General features: G+C 63.4%; 13 protein-coding genes. 10 read left to right on the top strand and 3 right to left on the bottom strand.

Translation table 11 applies throughout. The annotated features are described in order from the left end of the window. Positions 1-27: 27 nt before the first annotated feature. The 9 genes from urtA to XH83_RS34385 all read left to right on the top strand — a co-directional run bounded on the left by urtA (position 28) and on the right by XH83_RS34385 (position 11,374). Complete coding sequence (urtA, locus tag XH83_RS34425; RefSeq protein WP_194404996.1) at positions 28-1,287, top strand: urea ABC transporter substrate-binding protein; 1,260 nt, start codon at positions 28-30, stop codon at positions 1,285-1,287. Between the two features lie 132 nt (positions 1,288-1,419). Next, the gene (gene urtB, locus XH83_RS34420) at positions 1,420-2,346 is read left to right on the top strand and encodes an urea ABC transporter permease subunit UrtB (RefSeq protein WP_194404995.1); all 927 of its coding nucleotides are present in this window, start codon (positions 1,420-1,422) and stop codon (positions 2,344-2,346) included. A 17-nt stretch (positions 2,347-2,363) separates the two neighbouring features. Next, positions 2,364-3,506, top strand: coding sequence for an urea ABC transporter permease subunit UrtC (urtC, locus tag XH83_RS34415; protein ID WP_194404994.1), 1,143 nt, complete (start codon positions 2,364-2,366; stop codon positions 3,504-3,506). A gap of 64 nt (positions 3,507-3,570) precedes the next feature. Beyond that, on the top strand, positions 3,571-4,326 hold the full coding sequence (gene urtD, locus XH83_RS34410) for an urea ABC transporter ATP-binding protein UrtD (RefSeq protein WP_194404993.1): 756 nt from the start codon (positions 3,571-3,573) through the stop codon (positions 4,324-4,326). A gap of 223 nt (positions 4,327-4,549) precedes the next feature. Then, on the top strand, positions 4,550-5,239 hold the full coding sequence (gene urtE / locus XH83_RS34405) for an urea ABC transporter ATP-binding subunit UrtE (protein ID WP_028133834.1): 690 nt from the start codon (positions 4,550-4,552) through the stop codon (positions 5,237-5,239). A 28-nt stretch (positions 5,240-5,267) separates the two neighbouring features. Continuing rightward, positions 5,268-6,497, top strand: a complete 1,230-nt coding sequence (fmdA, locus tag XH83_RS34400; RefSeq protein ID WP_157285379.1) for a formamidase — start codon at positions 5,268-5,270, stop codon at positions 6,495-6,497. Positions 6,498-6,590: 93 nt separating this feature from the next. Beyond that, positions 6,591-6,968: a zinc ribbon domain-containing protein gene (locus XH83_RS34395; protein ID WP_194404992.1), complete on the top strand. Its 378-nt coding sequence runs from the start codon at positions 6,591-6,593 to the stop codon at positions 6,966-6,968. Positions 6,969-7,006: 38 nt separating this feature from the next. Continuing rightward, positions 7,007-8,047, top strand: a complete 1,041-nt coding sequence (locus XH83_RS34390) for an aliphatic amidase (protein ID WP_194404991.1) — start codon at positions 7,007-7,009, stop codon at positions 8,045-8,047. A gap of 189 nt (positions 8,048-8,236) precedes the next feature. Then, complete coding sequence (locus XH83_RS34385) at positions 8,237-11,374, top strand: autotransporter domain-containing protein (protein ID WP_194404990.1); 3,138 nt, start codon at positions 8,237-8,239, stop codon at positions 11,372-11,374. Positions 11,375-11,378: 4 nt separating this feature from the next. Here the strand turns inward: XH83_RS34385 and XH83_RS34380 are convergent, their stop codons facing one another. Together XH83_RS34380 and XH83_RS34375 are read right to left on the bottom strand one after the other, a co-directional pair. Then, a complete protein-coding gene (locus tag XH83_RS34380) occupies positions 11,379-12,209 on the bottom strand; it encodes an MlaD family protein (protein ID WP_194404989.1) in 831 nt (276 codons plus the stop codon). A 153-nt stretch (positions 12,210-12,362) separates the two neighbouring features. Next, positions 12,363-14,582, bottom strand: a complete 2,220-nt coding sequence (locus tag XH83_RS34375; protein ID WP_194404988.1) for an acetate--CoA ligase family protein — start codon at positions 14,580-14,582, stop codon at positions 12,363-12,365. Positions 14,583-14,792: 210 nt separating this feature from the next. Here XH83_RS34375 and XH83_RS34370 point away from each other — a divergent pair, with 210 nt between their 5' ends. After that, entirely contained in the window at positions 14,793-16,442 is a 1,650-nt protein-coding gene (locus XH83_RS34370) for a glycosyltransferase family 2 protein (RefSeq protein ID WP_194404987.1), read from the top strand. Positions 16,443-16,453: 11 nt separating this feature from the next. Here XH83_RS34370 and XH83_RS34365 read toward each other — a convergent pair whose 3' ends face one another. Further along, positions 16,454-17,446, bottom strand: a complete 993-nt coding sequence (locus tag XH83_RS34365; RefSeq protein ID WP_194404986.1) for a glycosyltransferase — start codon at positions 17,444-17,446, stop codon at positions 16,454-16,456. Positions 17,447-17,539: the final 93 nt, after the last annotated feature.

The raw sequence follows: 17,539 nt of genomic DNA, 5'->3' as shown, positions 1-17,539 counted from the left end.
GTGTTCTCGAACAAAAGTGGGGTGCTCATGTCGGACGAAGGAAAAAAGGGCCTGTTATCGCCGCTTCGGCGCAAATTATTGATGGGAATGGCCGCCGTGCCGGCCATGACGATGCTGCCGCGGGCGTCCTTTGCCCAGGCCCCGGCGACCTCGGCGGTCAACACCACGGGCCTTGCCGTCACCGACACCGAGGTGACGGTCGGAATCCTGCACTCGGCGACCGGCACCATGGCGATCTCCGAGACGGGCTCGATCGAAGCTGAAAAGCTCGCCATCGAGCAGATCAACGCCGCCGGCGGCGTTCTCGGGCGCAAGATCAAGTTCATCCAGGAAGACGGCGCAAGCGATTGGCCGACCTTTGCGGAAAAGGCCAAGAAGCTGCTCGTCAACGACAAGGTCGCGGCGATCATGGGTTGCTGGACCTCGGCCTCCCGCAAGGCGGTGCTCCCGGTCATGGAGCAGTATAACGGCATGCTCTACTACCCGACCTTCTACGAAGGCCTCGAGCAGTCCAAGAACGTCATCTACACCGGCCAGGAAGCGACCCAGCAGATCCTCGCCGGCCTGAACTGGATCGCCAAGGAGAAGGGCGCAAAATCGTTCTTCTTCATCGGCTCCGACTACATCTGGCCCCGCACCTCGAACAAGATCGCGCGCAAGCACGTCGAGAACGTGCTGAAGGGTAAGGTCGTCGGCGAGGAATATTATCCGCTCGGCAACACCCAGTTCAACTCGGTCATCAACAAGATCAAGCTGACCAAGCCGGACGTCATTTTCACCGACGTCGTCGGCGGCTCCAACGTCGCCTTCTACAAGCAGCTCAAGGCCGCCGGCATCGACCTTTCCAAGCAAGCGCTGCTGACGATCTCGGTGACCGAAGACGAAATCGACGGCATCGGCGGCGAGAATATCGCGGGCGCCTATGCCTGCATGAAGTACTTCCAGTCGCTCGACAATCCGAACAACAAGGCCTTCGTGCCGGCGTTCAAGAAGATGTGGGGCGAGAAGACCGTCATCGGAGACGTCACCCAGGCTGCCTATCTCGGCCCGTGGCTCTGGAAGTTGACGGTCGAGAAGGCCGGCTCCTTCGACGTCGACAAGATTGCGGCGGCCTCGCCGGGCGTCGAGTTCAAGGGGGCTCCGGAAGGCTACGTGCGCATCCACGAGAATCATCATTTGTGGTCGAAGACCCGCGTAGGCCGCGCCAAGCTCGATGGTCAGTTCGAGCTGATCTACGAGACCGCCGATCTCGTCGAGCCGGATCCGTTCCCGAAGGGCTATCAGTAAGCCGCGGCCTCCGCCGCAGTTTCCCAAAAGCCAAAACCGCTCCCTGGCGTGGATCGCAAGTCCACGCCGCAAGACCCCGCGTCGCGACTCTGCATCGCGACGCGGGACCCTTATCCCCGACGGAGGACATCGATGTTCGGCGACTACTCGCTTGGTGATCTCGGCTCGATCTTCGTCATGCAGGGTTTCGCAGGACTGATCCTGTTTTCGGTCTACGTCCTGATGGCGCTCGGGCTTGCGATCATCTTCGGGCAGATGGGCGTCATCAACATGGCCCATGGCGAGTTCATGATCCTGGGGGCCTACGTCACCTGGATGACGTCCAATCTCTTCCAGGCCTATTTGCCGAGCCTGTTCAGCGGCTACTTCTTCCTCGCGATGATCCTGGCCTTCGTCGCGTCAGGTGCGTTGGGCATGCTGGTGGAATGGGTGCTGATACGGCATCTGTACAAGCGTCCGCTCGATACGCTGCTGGCCACCTGGGGCCTCAGCCTGATGCTGCAGCAGGCCTATCGCTCCGTGTTCGGCGCACGAGAAGTCGGCGTCGAGCTGCCGCAATGGATGCTCGGTTCGCTGCACGTCAGCGACAGTATCGAAGTGCCGATCAACGGCGTCTTCGTGATGTGCCTCACCGTGCTGATCACGATCTCTGTCGCCTACGTTCTCTACCTGTCGCGCTGGGGCCGCCAGGTCCGTGCCGTGGTGCAGAACCGTATCATGGCGGGCGCCGTCGGCATCAATACCGAGAAGGTCGATCGCTATACTTTCGGCCTCGGTTGCGGCATCGCCGGCATCGCCGGCAGCGCCTTCACCATGATCGGTTCGACCGGGCCGACCTCGGGACAGCTCTACATCGTCGATACGTTCCTGGTCGTCGTGTTCGGCGGCGCCGCCAGCCTGCTCGGTACCATCGCCTCCGCGTTCTCGATCTCGCAGACGCAATCGACGCTCGAATTCTTCATGTCGGGTTCGATGGCCAAGGTACTCACGCTGCTCGCCGTCGTCGGCATCCTGATGCTGCGGCCGCAGGGTCTCTTCGCCCTCAAGGTTCGCAAATAACGAGAAGCAGGCAAGCCATGGTCATTAACTCACGCTTCTTCAATCGATCCGAACTCATGGGCTTCATTGCGCTCGCCGCCGTGCTGTTCGTGATCCTGCCGCTGACGCTCGATGTCTTCCGCCTCAATCTGGTCGCGAAGTACCTGACTTACGCCTTTGTCGCACTCGGCCTCGTGCTGTGCTGGGGCTATGGCGGCATCTTGAGCCTGGGGCAGGGCGTGTTCTTCGGTCTGGGCGGCTATTGCATGGCGATGTTCCTCAAGCTCGAGGCATCGAGTGTCGAGAACACCAAGATCCAGTCGACACCCGGCATCCCCGATTTCATGGACTGGAATCAGATCACGTCACTGCCGCTGTTCTGGCAGCCGTTCCACAGCCTGACCTTCACCATCCTCGCCATCATCCTGGTCCCCGGCCTGTTCGCGCTGATCATCGGGACAGCGATGTTCAAGCGTCGTGTTGGCGGCACCTATTTCGCGATCATCACCCAGGCGGTGGCCGCCATCCTCACCATCCTGATCGTCGGTCAACAGGGCTATACCGGCGGCATCAACGGCATGACCGACCTGCGCACGCTGAAGGGTTGGGACATCCGGCCCGACCACGCCAAGATCATCCTGTACTTCGTCGAGGTGGTGCTGCTGTTCGCCTGCATCGGCATCGCACAGTTCATCCGGCTGACCAAGCTCGGCCGCATCCTGGTGGCGATGCGCGAACAGGAGGACCGTGTCCGCTTCTCCGGCTACAGCGTCGCCAACTTCAAGATCTTTGCCTTCTGCATGGCCTCGGTCTTCGCCGCGATCGGCGGTGCCATGTTCGCACTCAATGTCGGTTTCATGTCGCCGTCCTTTGTCGGCATCGTGCCGTCGATCGAGATGGTGATCTACACCGCGGTCGGCGGGCGGATGTCGATCTTCGGCGCGATATGGGGGGCCATCCTGGTGAATTTCGCCAAGACCAGCCTGTCCGAATCCTTCCCGCAACTCTGGCTGTTCGGTCTCGGAGCGCTGTTCATCGCGGTCGTGCTCGCCTTCCCGAACGGTCTGTCCGGGCTCTGGGCCGACTACGTGCAGCCGCGCATCGATCGGCTGTTCGCCTCGCGGAAGGCGAAGCCGGGCTGGAACGACAATTCGGTCGCCGACGGCGCGCCGGCAGAGTGAGGAGGACATCGTGCTCATCGGTCATCACGATGTCGATGCCACGCCGGCAGTGAGGAGATAGATCATGCTCATCGGTCATCAGCCCAAGGAATTTCTGCTCGCGGTCTCCGGACTGACCGTTTCGTTCGACGGGTTCAAGGCGGTCAACGACCTCTCCTTCTACGTCGAAGAGAACGAGATCCGCGTCATCATCGGTCCCAACGGCGCCGGCAAGACCACCGTGCTCGACCTGATCTGCGGCAAGACCAAGGCGACCTCAGGCTCGATTCAGTTTCGTGGCAAGGAGCTCACGAAGATGAGGGAGAACGAGATCGTGCAGACCGGCGTCGGGCGCAAGTTTCAGACGCCGTCGGTGTTCGAGGATCTCACCGTGTTCGAGAACCTCGAGATCTCGTTTCCGCGCGGGCGCACCGTGTTCGGCTCGCTGACCTTCCAGCGCGACCAGCCGGTGAAGGACCGGGTCGAGGAGGTCGCCGAGATGATTTTCCTCAAGGACAAGCTCAACACCTATGCCGACGAGCTCAGCCATGGCCAGAAGCAGTGGCTCGAGATCGGCATGTTGCTGATCCAGGATCCGGACCTGCTGATGCTCGACGAGCCCGTCGCCGGCATGAGCGTGTCCGAGCGCGCCAAGACCGCCGAATTGCTCAACCGCATCATCAAGAACCGCTCGGTGCTGGTGATCGAGCACGACATGAAGTTCGTCGAGGACATCGCGCACAAGGTGACCGTGCTGCACCAGGGCCAGATCCTCTCCGAGGGGACCATGGAGAAGGTGAAGAACGATCCCAAGGTCGTTGAAGTCTACCTGGGGCACTGAGGCATGACGTCGAGCGAGCCTGTTGCGGCAACGCCGGTGCACCTCTCCCCTCGTGGGAGAGGTCGGATCGCGCAGGCGATCCGGGTGAGGGGTATCTCTCCGCGAGAGAAACTGCTCCTCGCATTCGCGGATGAAGACCCCTCATCCGTCGCGGACTTCGTCCGCGCCACCTTCTCCCACAAGGGGAGAAGGAAGAAAACATATCGAGCCTAGGAGCGTATCGATGCTGGCAATTTCCGATTTGCACGTCGCCTACGGCCAGAGCGAGGTGCTGCACGGGCTCAACGTCAAGGTCGCGCCGAACGAGATCGTCGCGATCATGGGCCGCAACGGCATGGGCAAGACCACGCTGATGAAGTCGTTGATGGGCATCCTGCCCGCCAAAAGCGGCTCGGTGACCATGGACGGCGCCGAGCTCGGCAGCCTCAAGAGCTTTGAGCGCGTCGCCAAGGGCCTCGCCTACGTCCCGCAAGGCCGCATGATCTTCTCCACCATGACGGTGAAGGAGAACATCGAAACCGGCCTCGTCGTCTCCGGTGGCTCCGAGGTGCCGGGCGACATCTACGAATTGTTCCCGGTGCTGCTGGAAATGAAAGGCCGTCGCGGCGGCAATCTTTCCGGCGGCCAGCAGCAGCAGCTCGCCATCGCACGAGCGCTCGCGACCAAGCCGAAAGTCCTGCTGCTGGATGAGCCGACCGAAGGCATCCAGCCGTCGATCATCAAGGAGATGGCGCGCACCCTGAAGCGCATCCGTGACGAGAAGGGCCTCTCGATCGTCGTGTCCGAGCAGGTGCTGAGCTTCGCGCTCGACATCGCCGACCGTGTGCTGGTGATCGAGAACGGCGAGATCGTGCGTGACGATCCGCGCGACGCCGTCGATGCCGCGCAGGTCTCGAAATATCTGTCCGTCTAACCAACCGTAGTCAAAGGGGAGCATCTCGATGCCAGAGACACTGATCAAGGTCGATCTCACCAAGTCGGCCTATGAAAACGACATGGTGCATAACCGCTGGCACCCCGACATCCCGATCGTGGCCTGGGTCAATCCCGGCGACGATTTCATCATCGAGACCTATGATTGGACCGGCGGCTTCATCAAGAACAACGATTCCGCCGACGACGTGCGCGACATCGACCTGTCGATCGTCCACTTCCTGTCCGGTCCGATCGGCGTCAAAGGCGCCGAGCCCGGCGACCTGCTGGTGGTCGATCTGCTCGACGTCGGTCCGCTCAAGGAGAGCCTGTGGGGCTTCAACGGCTTCTTCTCCAAGCAGAACGGCGGCGGCTTCCTGACCGACCATTTCCCGCTGGCGCAGAAGTCGATCTGGGACATCAAGGGCCTCTACACCTCCTCCCGCCACGTGCCCGGCGTGAACTTCGCGGGTCTCATCCATCCCGGACTGATCGGCTGTCTGCCCGATCCCAAGATGCTGGAGACCTGGAACAAGCGCGAGGCCGAATTGATCTCGACCAACCCGACCCGTGTGCCTGGGCTCGCCAACCCGCCGTTCGCGCCGACTGCCCATGGCGGCCGTGCCAAGGGCGACGTCAAGGCCAAGATCGGCGCCGAAGGCGCGCGCACCGTGCCGCCGCGCGAGCATGGCGGCAATTGCGACATCAAGGATCTCTCGCGCGGCTCGAAGATCTACTTCCCGGTCTATGTGCCCGGCGCCGGTCTGTCGATGGGCGATCTTCACTTCAGCCAGGGCGACGGCGAGATCACCTTCTGCGGCGCCATCGAGATGGCCGGCTGGCTGCACCTGAAGGTCGAGGTGATCAAGGACGGTATGTCGAAATACGGTATCAAGAACCCGATCTTCAAGCCGTCGCCGATCACGCCGAACTACAAGGACTATCTGATCTTCGAAGGCATCTCGGTCGACGAGGCCGGCAAGCAGCACTATCTCGACGTCCACATCGCCTACCGTCAGGCCTGCCTCAACGCGATCGAGTATCTGAAGAAGTTCGGCTATTCCGGCGCCCAGGCCTATTCGATCCTCGGCACCGCGCCGTGCCAGGGCCACATCTCCGGCGTGGTCGACGTACCCAACGCCTGCGCCACGCTATGGCTGCCGACGGAAATCTTCGACTTCGACGTGATGCCGTCGGCGGCCGGGCCCATCAAGCACATCACCGGCGACATCCAGATGCCGATCTCGCCGGACAAATGATGCCTGTGCTCCCTCTCCCCGTTCTTGCGGGGAGAGGGTTGGGGTGAAGGGCTGTCTCCGCACATGCGGTCACTAAATGCCTAGGAATCAACAATGCCGGTCTACGAATATCTCTGTGACGATTGCGGTCCGTTCAAGGACCTCCGCCCGATGGCCGAATGCGACGATCCGCAAAGCTGCCCGCATTGCGAGACCATGGCGCCGCGGGTGATCCTGACCGCGCCGAATTTCTTCTGCATGCCGGCGGACAGGCGCAAGGCCCACGCCGTCAACGAGCGCAGCTCGCATGCGCCGCAGACCCTGGCGCAATACAAGGCCTCGCACGGCCCTGGCTGTGGCTGTTGCTCCTCGGGAAAGACAGTCAAGGACAAGGGCTCGGCGGACAGCAAGAAACCGGCACGGCTGGTGACCAAGACCAAGAGCGGCGCCAAGGGCTTTCCGACCGCGCGGCCCTGGATGATCAGCCACTAGCGAAGACCTCAAACAGACAAAAGACAGGAGCGCTCAAAATGCTTCACGGCGACATTTCCAGCAGCAACGATACGGTCGGCGTCGCGGTCGTCAATTACAAGATGCCCCGCTTGCACACCAAGGCAGAGGTGCTCGACAACGCCCGCAAGATTGCAGACATGCTGGTGGGCATGAAGGTCGGTCTACCCGGCATGGACCTCGTGATCTTCCCGGAATATTCCACGCAAGGCATCATGTACGACTCCAAGGAGATGTACGAGACGGCGTGCTCGGTGCCAGGTGAAGAGACGGCCATCTTCGCCGAGGCTTGCCGCAAGGCGAAAGTGTGGGGCGTGTTCTCGCTAACCGGCGAGCGCCACGAGGAGCATCCGCACAAGGCCCCTTACAACACCCTGATCCTGATGAACGACAAGGGCGAGATCGTGCAGAAGTACCGCAAGATCATGCCATGGGTACCGATCGAAGGCTGGTATCCCGGCAATTGCACCTATGTGTCCGAAGGCCCGAAAGGTCTCAAGGTCAGCCTGATCATCTGCGACGACGGCAATTATCCGGAGATCTGGCGTGACTGCGCCATGAAGGGCGCGGAATTGATCGTGCGCTGCCAGGGCTACATGTATCCGGCCAAGGAGCAGCAGGTCATGATTTCCAAGGCTATGGCGTGGGCCAATAACGTCTATGTCGCGGTCGCCAACGCCGCCGGCTTCGACGGCGTCTATTCCTATTTCGGCCACTCCGCGATCATCGGCTTCGACGGCCGCACGCTCGGTGAATGCGGCGAGGAGGATTACGGCATCCAGTACGCGCAGCTCTCGAAACACCTGATCCGCGACGCGCGCCGCAACGGCCAGTCGCAGAACCATCTCTACAAGCTGGTCCACCGCGGCTACACCGGCATGATCAATTCCGGCGACAGCCCGCGCGGAGTTGCGGCATGCCCGTATGATTTCTACAAGAACTGGATCAAGGATCCCGAAGGCACGCGGGACATGGTCGAGGCGATGACCCGCGCGACGCCAGGGACCGCGGAATGCCCGATCGACGGCATCCCGAATGAAGCGGCGGCCACCAATTACTGAGCCATTGCGACCCGGCTTCATGCGCCAAATGGGAATTTGGCCCTGCAAACCGTGTCCCGGTTGCAACATGACCGCCGGATTCTGCCTCGGTTGTGGGTCAAACGGACGCATTCCGATGGCGCCGTAGTTCTACGGAGCCTTCTCATGGCCTAAGTTCCCGCGGAACTGGCGGGGAAGCGAGGGCGTAACGTGAGGGGCGAGGGGCTATCGAGGCGGCAGGATCGACTGCGCCGGCGCGGTGCCGCGTTGCTCGTCGGCGCATCTGCGTTCGTTTTGGGATTCAGCCTGTGCGCATCGCCGGCGAAGGCGACTTGCACACCAGATCCGGCCACGAGCGGCCAGACCGTCACCTGTAGCGGCACCGATACCGACGGCTTTCAGGCCGGGGCCGGCGTCGATGCTCTCAATGTCAACGTGCTCTCAGGCGCAGCGGTGAACGACAACGGCGCGGTCTCGATCGGCGTCAACGATTTCAGCACCGTCACCAACAACGGCACCGTGTCGGCAGGCTCGGGCCTCACCGGCATTGCCGTTGGAAATTCCAACACCGTGATCAACAACAGCACCATCACGGTGCTCGACAACGGACTCGGCATCCAGGCGATCGATCACAACGTCATCACCAATGCCGGAACGATCACGACGGGCGACAGCGGCGCTGCGATCTCGGTCGGTGACAGCAACACCGTCACCAACGGCGGTGCGCTGGCGGTCGGCGGGTCAGGTGCGGGCGTCTTCGCCGGCCAGAACAACACGATCACCAACTCTGCGACCGGCACGATCACGGGCGGCGACGGTGCAAGCGGCATTTTTGCGTTCGGCAGTGCAATCATCACCAATGCCGGCGCGATCACGGTCGGCGATTCCGCCGGATTCTCCGGCGGCATTCTGGCGATCAGTGACAACAACACGATCACCAACACCGCCACCGGCACGATCACGGTCGGGCAGAACGCCGCCGGCATCTTCCTGCAAGGCGACTTCCAGACTGTCAGCAATCTCGGCACGATCACGGCCGGAGATTTTGGCGTCGGCATCGCCGTGCTGGGCGACGACTCGAAAGTCACCAACGGCGGCACGATCACGGTCGGGGGCAGCGGGACGGCCGGCATTTCGTTGCAGGGTGACCGGGCCACGATCAGCCAAAGCGGCGCGATCAATGTCGGGCTGGGCGGGGTGGCCATCGCCTATACCGGCTCGTCCTCAACGATAACCAACAGCGGGCAGATCACGGGCGCCGACTTTGTCGAAGGCATCTTCGTTGTCGGCGATTCCAACATCGTCACCAACACGGGCAAGATCACCGTCGGCGACGCCGGTGTCGGTATCGACGTCAGCTCCTTCAGCACGACCAACCAGATCGTCAACACCGGCACCATCACCGTCGGCGCCAACGGCACGGGTATCATGCTGAGTGGCGGCGGTAGCGTCTTCAACTCCGGCACCATCGATGCCGGCGCGGCCGGTGCCATCGCGATCGATTTCTGCGGATGCGGCAGCAACACGCTCACCCTCGGCCCCGGTAGCGTCATCAACGGCCAGGTTCTGGCATCCGGAACCGACACCTTCCAGCTCGGCGGCACCGGCAAGGATACGTTCAATCTCGACCTGATCGGCGTTGGCCTCCAGTACGACGGGTTCTCGACCTTCAACAAGGTAGACAGCTCGACCTGGACCGTGACCGGCACCGGCAATCAGGACTGGAACGTGCTCGGCGGCACGCTGATGCTCGCCGGCACCATCAACGGCACCGTGTCCGTCGCCACCGGCGGTACCTTCGGTGGCGTCGGCACGGTCAGCACGATCACCGTGAATGGCGGCACACTGGCGCCAGGCAATCCGACCGGGACGCTCACCGTGTCCGGCGACCTCTCGTTCACGAGCGCGTCGAGCTACATGGTGCAGGTCTCGGGCGCGAGCAACGGCCTGGCGGTCGTCGCGGGCACGGCGACGCTTGGCGGCGCCACCGTCGTCGTGGTTCCGACCGGATCGATCGCGAAGCACTACACGATCCTCAGCGCGGGGACGCTGCCCGATGCGTTCAATCCCGTGGTCGCGGGGCTATCGCCGAACCTGCATGCGACGCTGAGCTATGGCCTCAACAATGTCGACCTTGATCTCGCGCTCGGCTATGGCGGCGGCCTCAACATCAATCAACAGAACGTCGCCAATGTGCTGACGGACTATTTCAACCGCGCCGGCGGCCTTCCCGTGGCGCTCGCCAATCTCTCGCCGGCCGGCCTCACACAGGCTTCCGGCGAATCGGGCACCGGCTCGCAGCAGACGACCTTCAACGCGATGAACCTGTTCATCAGTCTGCTGACGGACGTGTTCGGCACGGGGCGCAGCGGTGCACCCGGCGCGACTCCGTATGCGGACGACGCGAGCGCGAATGCCTATGCCGCAACTGGCAGGAACGCTCGCGACAAGACCACGCGCGATGCCTTCGCTTCGATCTACCGCAAAGCACCGGTTGCGACGTTCGAGCAGCGCTGGGACGTGTGGGCGGCCGGCTATGGCGGGTCGCAGACCACCGACGGCAACACCGGCCTCGGCTCCAACACCACCAGCAGCAGCGTCTATGGCACCGCCGTCGGCCTCGATTACCGCTTCTCGCCGTCGACGATCGCCGGGTTTGCACTTGCGGGCGGCGGCACCGGCTTCAACGTCAACGGGCTCGGCTGGGGCCGCTCCGACCTGTTCCAGGCCGGCGCCTTCGTTCGTCACACGGCGGGGCCTGCCTATGTGACGGCCGCGCTGGCCTACGGCTGGCAGGACGTCACGACAAACCGCATCGTCACCGCTGCCGGCGTCGATCAGTTGCGTGCGCAGTTCAACGCCAACGCGCTGTCGGGCCGTATCGAGGGCGGCTATCGCCATGCCTCGCAGTGGATCGGCCTCACGCCCTATGCGGCGGTGCAGGCCACCATGTTCAGCCTTCCTAGCTACTCGGAGTTCGCGGTGGTCGGCAGCAATGTCTTCGCGCTGAACTATGCCGCCAAGGACGTGACCAGCACCCGCACCGAGCTCGGCCTGCGCGCGGACAAGTCATTCGCCGCAGCCGGCGGCCTGATGACCCTGCGCGGCCGCGTCGCCTGGGCGCATGACTACGATCCGGATCGCATCGTCGGCGCGGTCTTCCAAACGTTGCCGGGATCGGCGTTCGTCGTGAACGGTGCCGCCCAGGCGCGCGATTCCGCGCTGACCACGGCGGCGGTGCAGATGAACTGGATGAACGGCTGGTCTGCGTCGGCGACCTTCGAAGGCGAGTTCTCGAACGTCTCCCGCTCCTACGCCGGCAAGGGCGTCGTCCGCTACGCTTGGTAGGGATCTATCGCTTCGGCTGCGGAGGCTTGCGCGGTGGGCGCGGGGCCGCGGCAGGCGTCGATATCCCGCTCATCTTGTTGGCGGCTTCGCTGACGTCGAGCAGCGAGCGGCGGATGTCCTCGAGATAGCCGGCCGACTTCTTCTTCATGGTGTTGGCAAGCTCGTGCAGTCCCTTGATCTTCTCGAACAGCTCGTCGGCCTTGCCGTCGACGAAGCCGGGCACCACGCCCTCGATCTTCGTGACCGCCTTGTCGAAGCCCGCGAAGGCGCTGTCGACCTTGGCCATGACGGAATCGATCTCGCTGCCCTTGCTGCGGAGATCGGCGGTGTAATCCTCGAACGTGCGCAGGCCTTCCTTGATGGCGGGAGCATTGCTGACGATCGTGCGGTCGACGCTATGGAGCGTCTCGACGATGGATTCTGCGTCGCTGAGATCGGCAGTCAGGACAGGGACGCCGTCCGAGTCCAGCGGCACCGGTGGCGCGGAGGGAGCGCCTCCGATCAGGGAGATCGCGGCGACGCCGGTGAGGCCCTGGAACTCGATGCCAGCCACGGTGTCCTTGCGGATCGGCGCGGTGTTGTCGAGCATCACCAGCGCCACGATTCTGCGCGGGCTATCCAGCTTGATCGACAGGATCTGGCCTGCCGGGACACCGTCGAAATTGACCGGCCCGCCGCGGCGCAGGCCGCTGGCGGACCCGCCCTCGAACACCACGCGCAGCTGGCTGCGGCTCTGGATGGTGCGCCATTTCTGCACGCCGAGCACGCCGCCGAACGCCACGGCGATCACCGCCAGCGTCGCCGTTCCGATCACCAGATTGCTCGCACGTGCCATACGGGAAGGTTTTACGGCCAAAGCAGGGAAGTTGGAAGGAGCCCGCGATGTTACGTAGGGCGGGTTAGCGAAGCGTAACCCGCCGTTCTCGCCTCTAGCCGTGCAAGCTGGCGGATTGCGCTGGCGCTAATCCGCCCTACGGGCTACGGCGCCTCAATGTCCTGCCGCGCGCTTTGCCGCAGCATTGTTCAGCACGATCAGGGCATCGACGGCGACGCCCGTCTTGGCGTTGATCAGGAACGGGTTGATGTCGATCGAGGCGATCCGGTCGCCGGCATCCGCGATCAAATTGGACAAGCCGACCAGCGCCCTCACCGCGGAGGCTTCGTGCAGGGCCGGCTTGCCGCGATAGCCGCGCATCTTGATTCCGGCCTTGGTCCGGCCGATCAGGAGCCGGGCCTCGGCCTCGTCCAAGGGCGCGCCGGCGAGCGCAACGTCTTTCATCAGCTCGATGTCGATGCCGCCGGTGCCGAACAGCACGACAGGCCCCATCTCGGCATCCAGCGAGGCGCCGACCACGAGCTCGAGCTCGGCCTTGACCTGCTGCGCGATCAGGATGCCGTCGAGCCTGGGTTTACCCTTCAGCTTCGCGACCCGTGCCGTGATGTCGGCGAACGCCTTCTTCACCTCGGCCGGACTATTCAGGTTCAACACCACGCCGCCGATGTCCGATTTGTGCAGGATCTCCGCGCTGACGACTTTTGCTACGACCGGAAAGCCGATCTGCTTGGCGATCTTCACCGCCTCCGCCGCCGTCTGAGCGATCGCCTCCTTCGAGATCGGGATGCCATAGGCCTTCAGGAGCTTCTTCGAGGCGACCTCGTCGAGCGCGGCGCCGCTCGCCGATTTGAGCGCCTTCTCCAGCACGGCGCGCGCGGCAGGCTTCGAGCTCGAGACGATATCGGGCACCTCCTTGCGCAGCTTGGCGTAGTCGAGCAGCGATTTGATCGCGGTCACCGCCCGGTCCATGCCCTGCATCACCGCGAGATGCGGCAGCGATTTGCGCAAGGTTTTGGTGAACTCGGTGAAGCCGATGGACATCGCGCTGATGTAGATCACCGGCTTGCCGCCCTCGCGCGCCATCTCGTCGACGATGCGTAGATTGCGTTCGCGCAGCTCATGCGGCGCCTTGGGTAGCTCGGCATCGACGATGACGATGTCGATATCGGGGTCGTCGATCATCAGCTTGATCGACTTCATGTAAACGGAGGGATCGACCACCGCGGCAAAGCCGGCATCGAGCGGATTGCCGACGATCGAGCCCGGTCCGAGCATTTTGGCCAGTTCGGAGCCGACATGCGGGCTAAGCGGCGCGAAGTTCAGGCCTTCCTTGTAGAAGGCATCGAGCAGCATGCCGCGCTTGCCCCCCGACAGCGTAACGGCGGCGAGGCGGTTGCCTTTGGGCACCGCCGCGTGAACGAAGCATTCGGTGGTCTCTATCAGCTCGTCGAGCCCGCCGACCCGGATCACCCCTTCGCGCGTCGCAACGGCGTCGAACGTCTCGATCGAGCCCGCGAGCGCGCCGGTGTGTGCCATCGCCGCAGCACGGCCGCCCTCGGAGGCGCCGAGCTTGAGCGCGATCACGGGCTTGCTCGCGGCGCGCGCCGCCTTGCAGGCATCGCGGAACGCCTTGGTGTTGCGCACGCCCTCGAGGTAGACGACGATCACCTTGATGCTCGGATCCTCGGCGAAATAGCGCATCAGGTCCGGCGTCTCGAGTCCGGCCTCGTTGCCGGTCGTTACCATATAGCCGACACCGACACCCCGATCTTCCAGCGCCTGACGAATCGCCATGACGATGGCGCCGGACTGCCCGGCGATGGCCACCGCGCCCTGTTCCATGGTCACGACACGGTCGTCGATATTGGTGAAGAGCTTCTCGCCGGCGCTGAGATTGCCGAGGCAGTTCGGGCCCGTGACCGCAAGTCCTGTCTCGCGCACGGCCGTCTGCAATTCGGCGGCGAGCTTCTGGCTTTCCTCGTCCTGCAACTCGCTGAAGCCGGAGGTGACGATGGTGGCCGACCGCGCGCCGGCCGCTGCGGCGTCGCGGATCACCTGCACGGCAAAGCGCGCCGGCACCAGCACCAGAACGTGATCGGGCTTTTCAGGGAGGCTCGCAAAGTCCTTGAAGCAGGGGACCCCCCAGATGGTCTCGCGCTTGGCGTTGACCGGATAGAGGCCGCCCTCGTAGCCGTACTTGACCAGGTTATTCCAGATGCGTTCGGCGTAATTGCCGGGCTTGTCGGTTGCGCCCACCAGCACGATGTTGAGCGGGTGCAGCATGGCGTGGATGCCCTTGACGATGTCTCCGGCGTCGGGCGATGGAGACCATGGGCGTTGTGACACCGATGCAGCCGGCACTTGAGCTTCCATGCGCGTTCCTCGCCTCTTGTTCTTGTTGCAATGCGCTGTCGTGCGCCGGTCTGGTGCCTGATCGTGACGGGCTCCATGCCGCGAGGCGGAATGGCAAGCCTTGACGACAAGACTTGTCGATGAGGCTAGCATCACGAGACTTTTGGCGAAAGTGCGAACGACCAGGCAAGATGCTACGCAATCGTAGCGCTCATTCTCTCTTTGGTGATCATGCCGCTGCTGTCCATCGTGATACCGACGCTCGATCGTCCCGACACGCTTCGCCACGCGCTCGCGACCATGGCGTGCCAGCCTGCGCAAGCAGATTGCGAGTTCATCGTTCAGAACAATGGCGGCAACCCCGCTATCGCGAAGATGGTCGCAGACCTCCAGGACGAGCGCTTCAAATATTTTGCCAGCGACACCGTCCTGACCATGACCGACAATTGGGAGGCGGCGCTCGGCCGTGCCTCGGGCGAGTACATCACCTTCCTCGGCGATGACGACGGGCTGATGCCCTATGCATGTGCCACGGCATCGGACATGCTCTCCAGCCGACAGATCGATCTCCTGAGCTGGAGCGCCTACAGCTACTACTGGCCGGGCTATTACCACCCGGCGTTCCGCAACCGGTTGCTGGCCGAGATCGACCTGACCTCGTCGGCAAAGCGCGTCCCGTCGCGCGGCGAGCTCGTGCGCGTCTTCGGCTTCCAGGCGCACTATGCGCATCTGCCGATGATCTACAATTCCTTCGTCCGCCGCAGCGTCATCGATCGGATGCGTGCAATCGGCGGCCGCTACTTCATCGGCCTCTCGCCGGATGTGGCGTCCGGCATCGCCAACGCTGCGCTGACGGACAGTTTCGTCCGGCTGTCGCGGCCGCTGAGCATGGCCGGATTTTCGCAGCACAGCACCGGCCACGCGCTGTTCTTCGAGACCACCGACCTGCTCGAAACGCCGCGCGGGGCGCGCGATTTCGGACCCGTTGACGGCGATCCGGAGCTCCCCGATCTCAACGCGCTCCAGCTCTTCATCGCCTGGGACATGCTCGTCCTCAAACGTCTGCTGCTGGCGGATGACGACGACGTGCGGCTCGACTTCAAGGCGCTGGCACAGGCGCTCGCGACCGACATCAATAACCGCCCGCCCTTGTATGACAGGACCGTGCGGACCATCGGCGAACTCGCCCGTACGCACGGGTTCGACGTCGCTGACATCGTCATCCCCGCCCGCCTTGCGGATCGGCCGCCACCACCCGGCCAGCGTGTCCGCGTCACCGGACAGAACCATGTGGTTTACGAGCTGGACGGTTCCGTGCTCGGGCTCAATTCGATCGCGGATGCCGTGCGTGTGATCGCGCAATTCGTTCCGGATCAGGAGCCGTTCGATCCGGCTGCGCTGGAGGCCCCGGTGTCCGCGCCCGTCCTCGGCGCCGAGCAGCTCGAATTCGCGCGTGGTGGTGCTGGCGTCGCTGCGTTGATCGAGGGATGGAGCGAGCCGGAGCAATGGGGCACCTGGTCCGTCGCCAGGAATTGCGTGCTCCGCTTCGCCGTCCACCCCGTTCCGTCTCGACCGGTCGCGCTCGTGCTGGCGTGCCGGGCGTTCGTCTCCGACGGAAATCCACAACTGCACGCGGTTTGCCGCGTCGGCAACGGCGTGCAGCAGCAATTGACGTTTTCGAAAGAGGCCTTCGCGGGCCAGCGCAGGTTGATGCTCGATCCCGCCGCGATTGCCGCCGACGGGACGCTGACCATCAGCCTGTCGCTCTCCGATCCGCGCTCGCCCGCCGATCTCGGATTGAGCTTCGACGCGCGACCGCTCGGCATCGGCCTCGAGCGGATCTGGCTCGATGACGATGTCGGTGCGTCAGGAGGGCGCTGATCTCCGCGGGCTCAGTACCTCAGCAGGCTCAGCTTGTGGGCGTAGTGGAAGACGAGCTGCCGCGTGAGATACGGTGCGATGGCGCGGCGGATCTGCATTTGTGTCGGATCGAAGCCGAGAACGCGCCGCCGCAAGATGCCCATCTCCCGGACGCCGATCGCATAGGTTGATGCCGTCTTCTGGGCGTCATGGATTCGGAAGCAGGCGAGAAATCGCGGCAGCCGCACGAACTTGAATCCTGCGGCCTGTGCCCGCAGGATGAAGTCCCAATCCATCGCATAGTGGAAGCTCTCATCGAGCGGCCCGATCCTGTCCCACACGCGCCTGCGCCAGAACATCGTCTCCTGCGGGATGTAGTCGGCATATTGCAGCGCGCGTCCGTCATGGGGCGGCAGCACGGCGCGGCCGACCTCGAGCCCCTCGCGATCGACGAAGACGCGATGGCCGTAGACGACGTCGACATGCGGGTGCGACGTGAAATAATTGGCGACATAGGCGAGCGTCCCGGGCAGCAGCATGTCGTCGCTGTTGAGATAAGCCATGATCTCGCTGTCGACGCCGGCGAAGCCGAGATTGATGGCGTTCGACTGCCCGTTGTCAGGTTCGCTCTTCCAGCTGATGCTCACGCCGCAACGCTTCAGGAGATCCGTCGTGCCGTCGATCGAGGCGCCGTCCTGAACGTGATAATGCAGGTTCGGGTAGTTCTGACCGACGATGCTCTCGATCGTGGCCCCGAGATATTGCGCCTGGTTGTAGCTCGGCGTGACCATCGCGATCCGCGGTGCATTCTCGGGAATCGAGGGTGCTGGCGGAAAAGACGTCAGATTGAGCAGGCGCGGCGGATATTGCTCGAAGGTCCAGATCGGCGGCCGCCGCCACAGGCTCCGGAGCGAGGACCGTCTCTGCCCGGCGGCGATGAGATCCTGGTTCCTTTCCAGGAGCGCGACGCGATTTTCGAGCTGCTCCAATCGCTGTTCGAGGCGCTGCCTGAACTCGTCGTCCATTATCGCTCTTTCAGAAATCGCAACGTACAAAAATCAATGGGCTAATCTTACAGCGCTCCGGGCGGTGGCGCCAGAAGCCCGGGCCTGTCCGGC

It is taken from the genome of Bradyrhizobium sp. CCBAU 53351 (assembly GCF_015291745.1).
Lineage (GTDB): Bacteria > Pseudomonadota > Alphaproteobacteria > Rhizobiales > Xanthobacteraceae > Bradyrhizobium.
The sequence above is the reverse complement of the archived record's forward strand: the minus strand, read 5'-3'. Positions and strand labels throughout refer to the sequence as shown.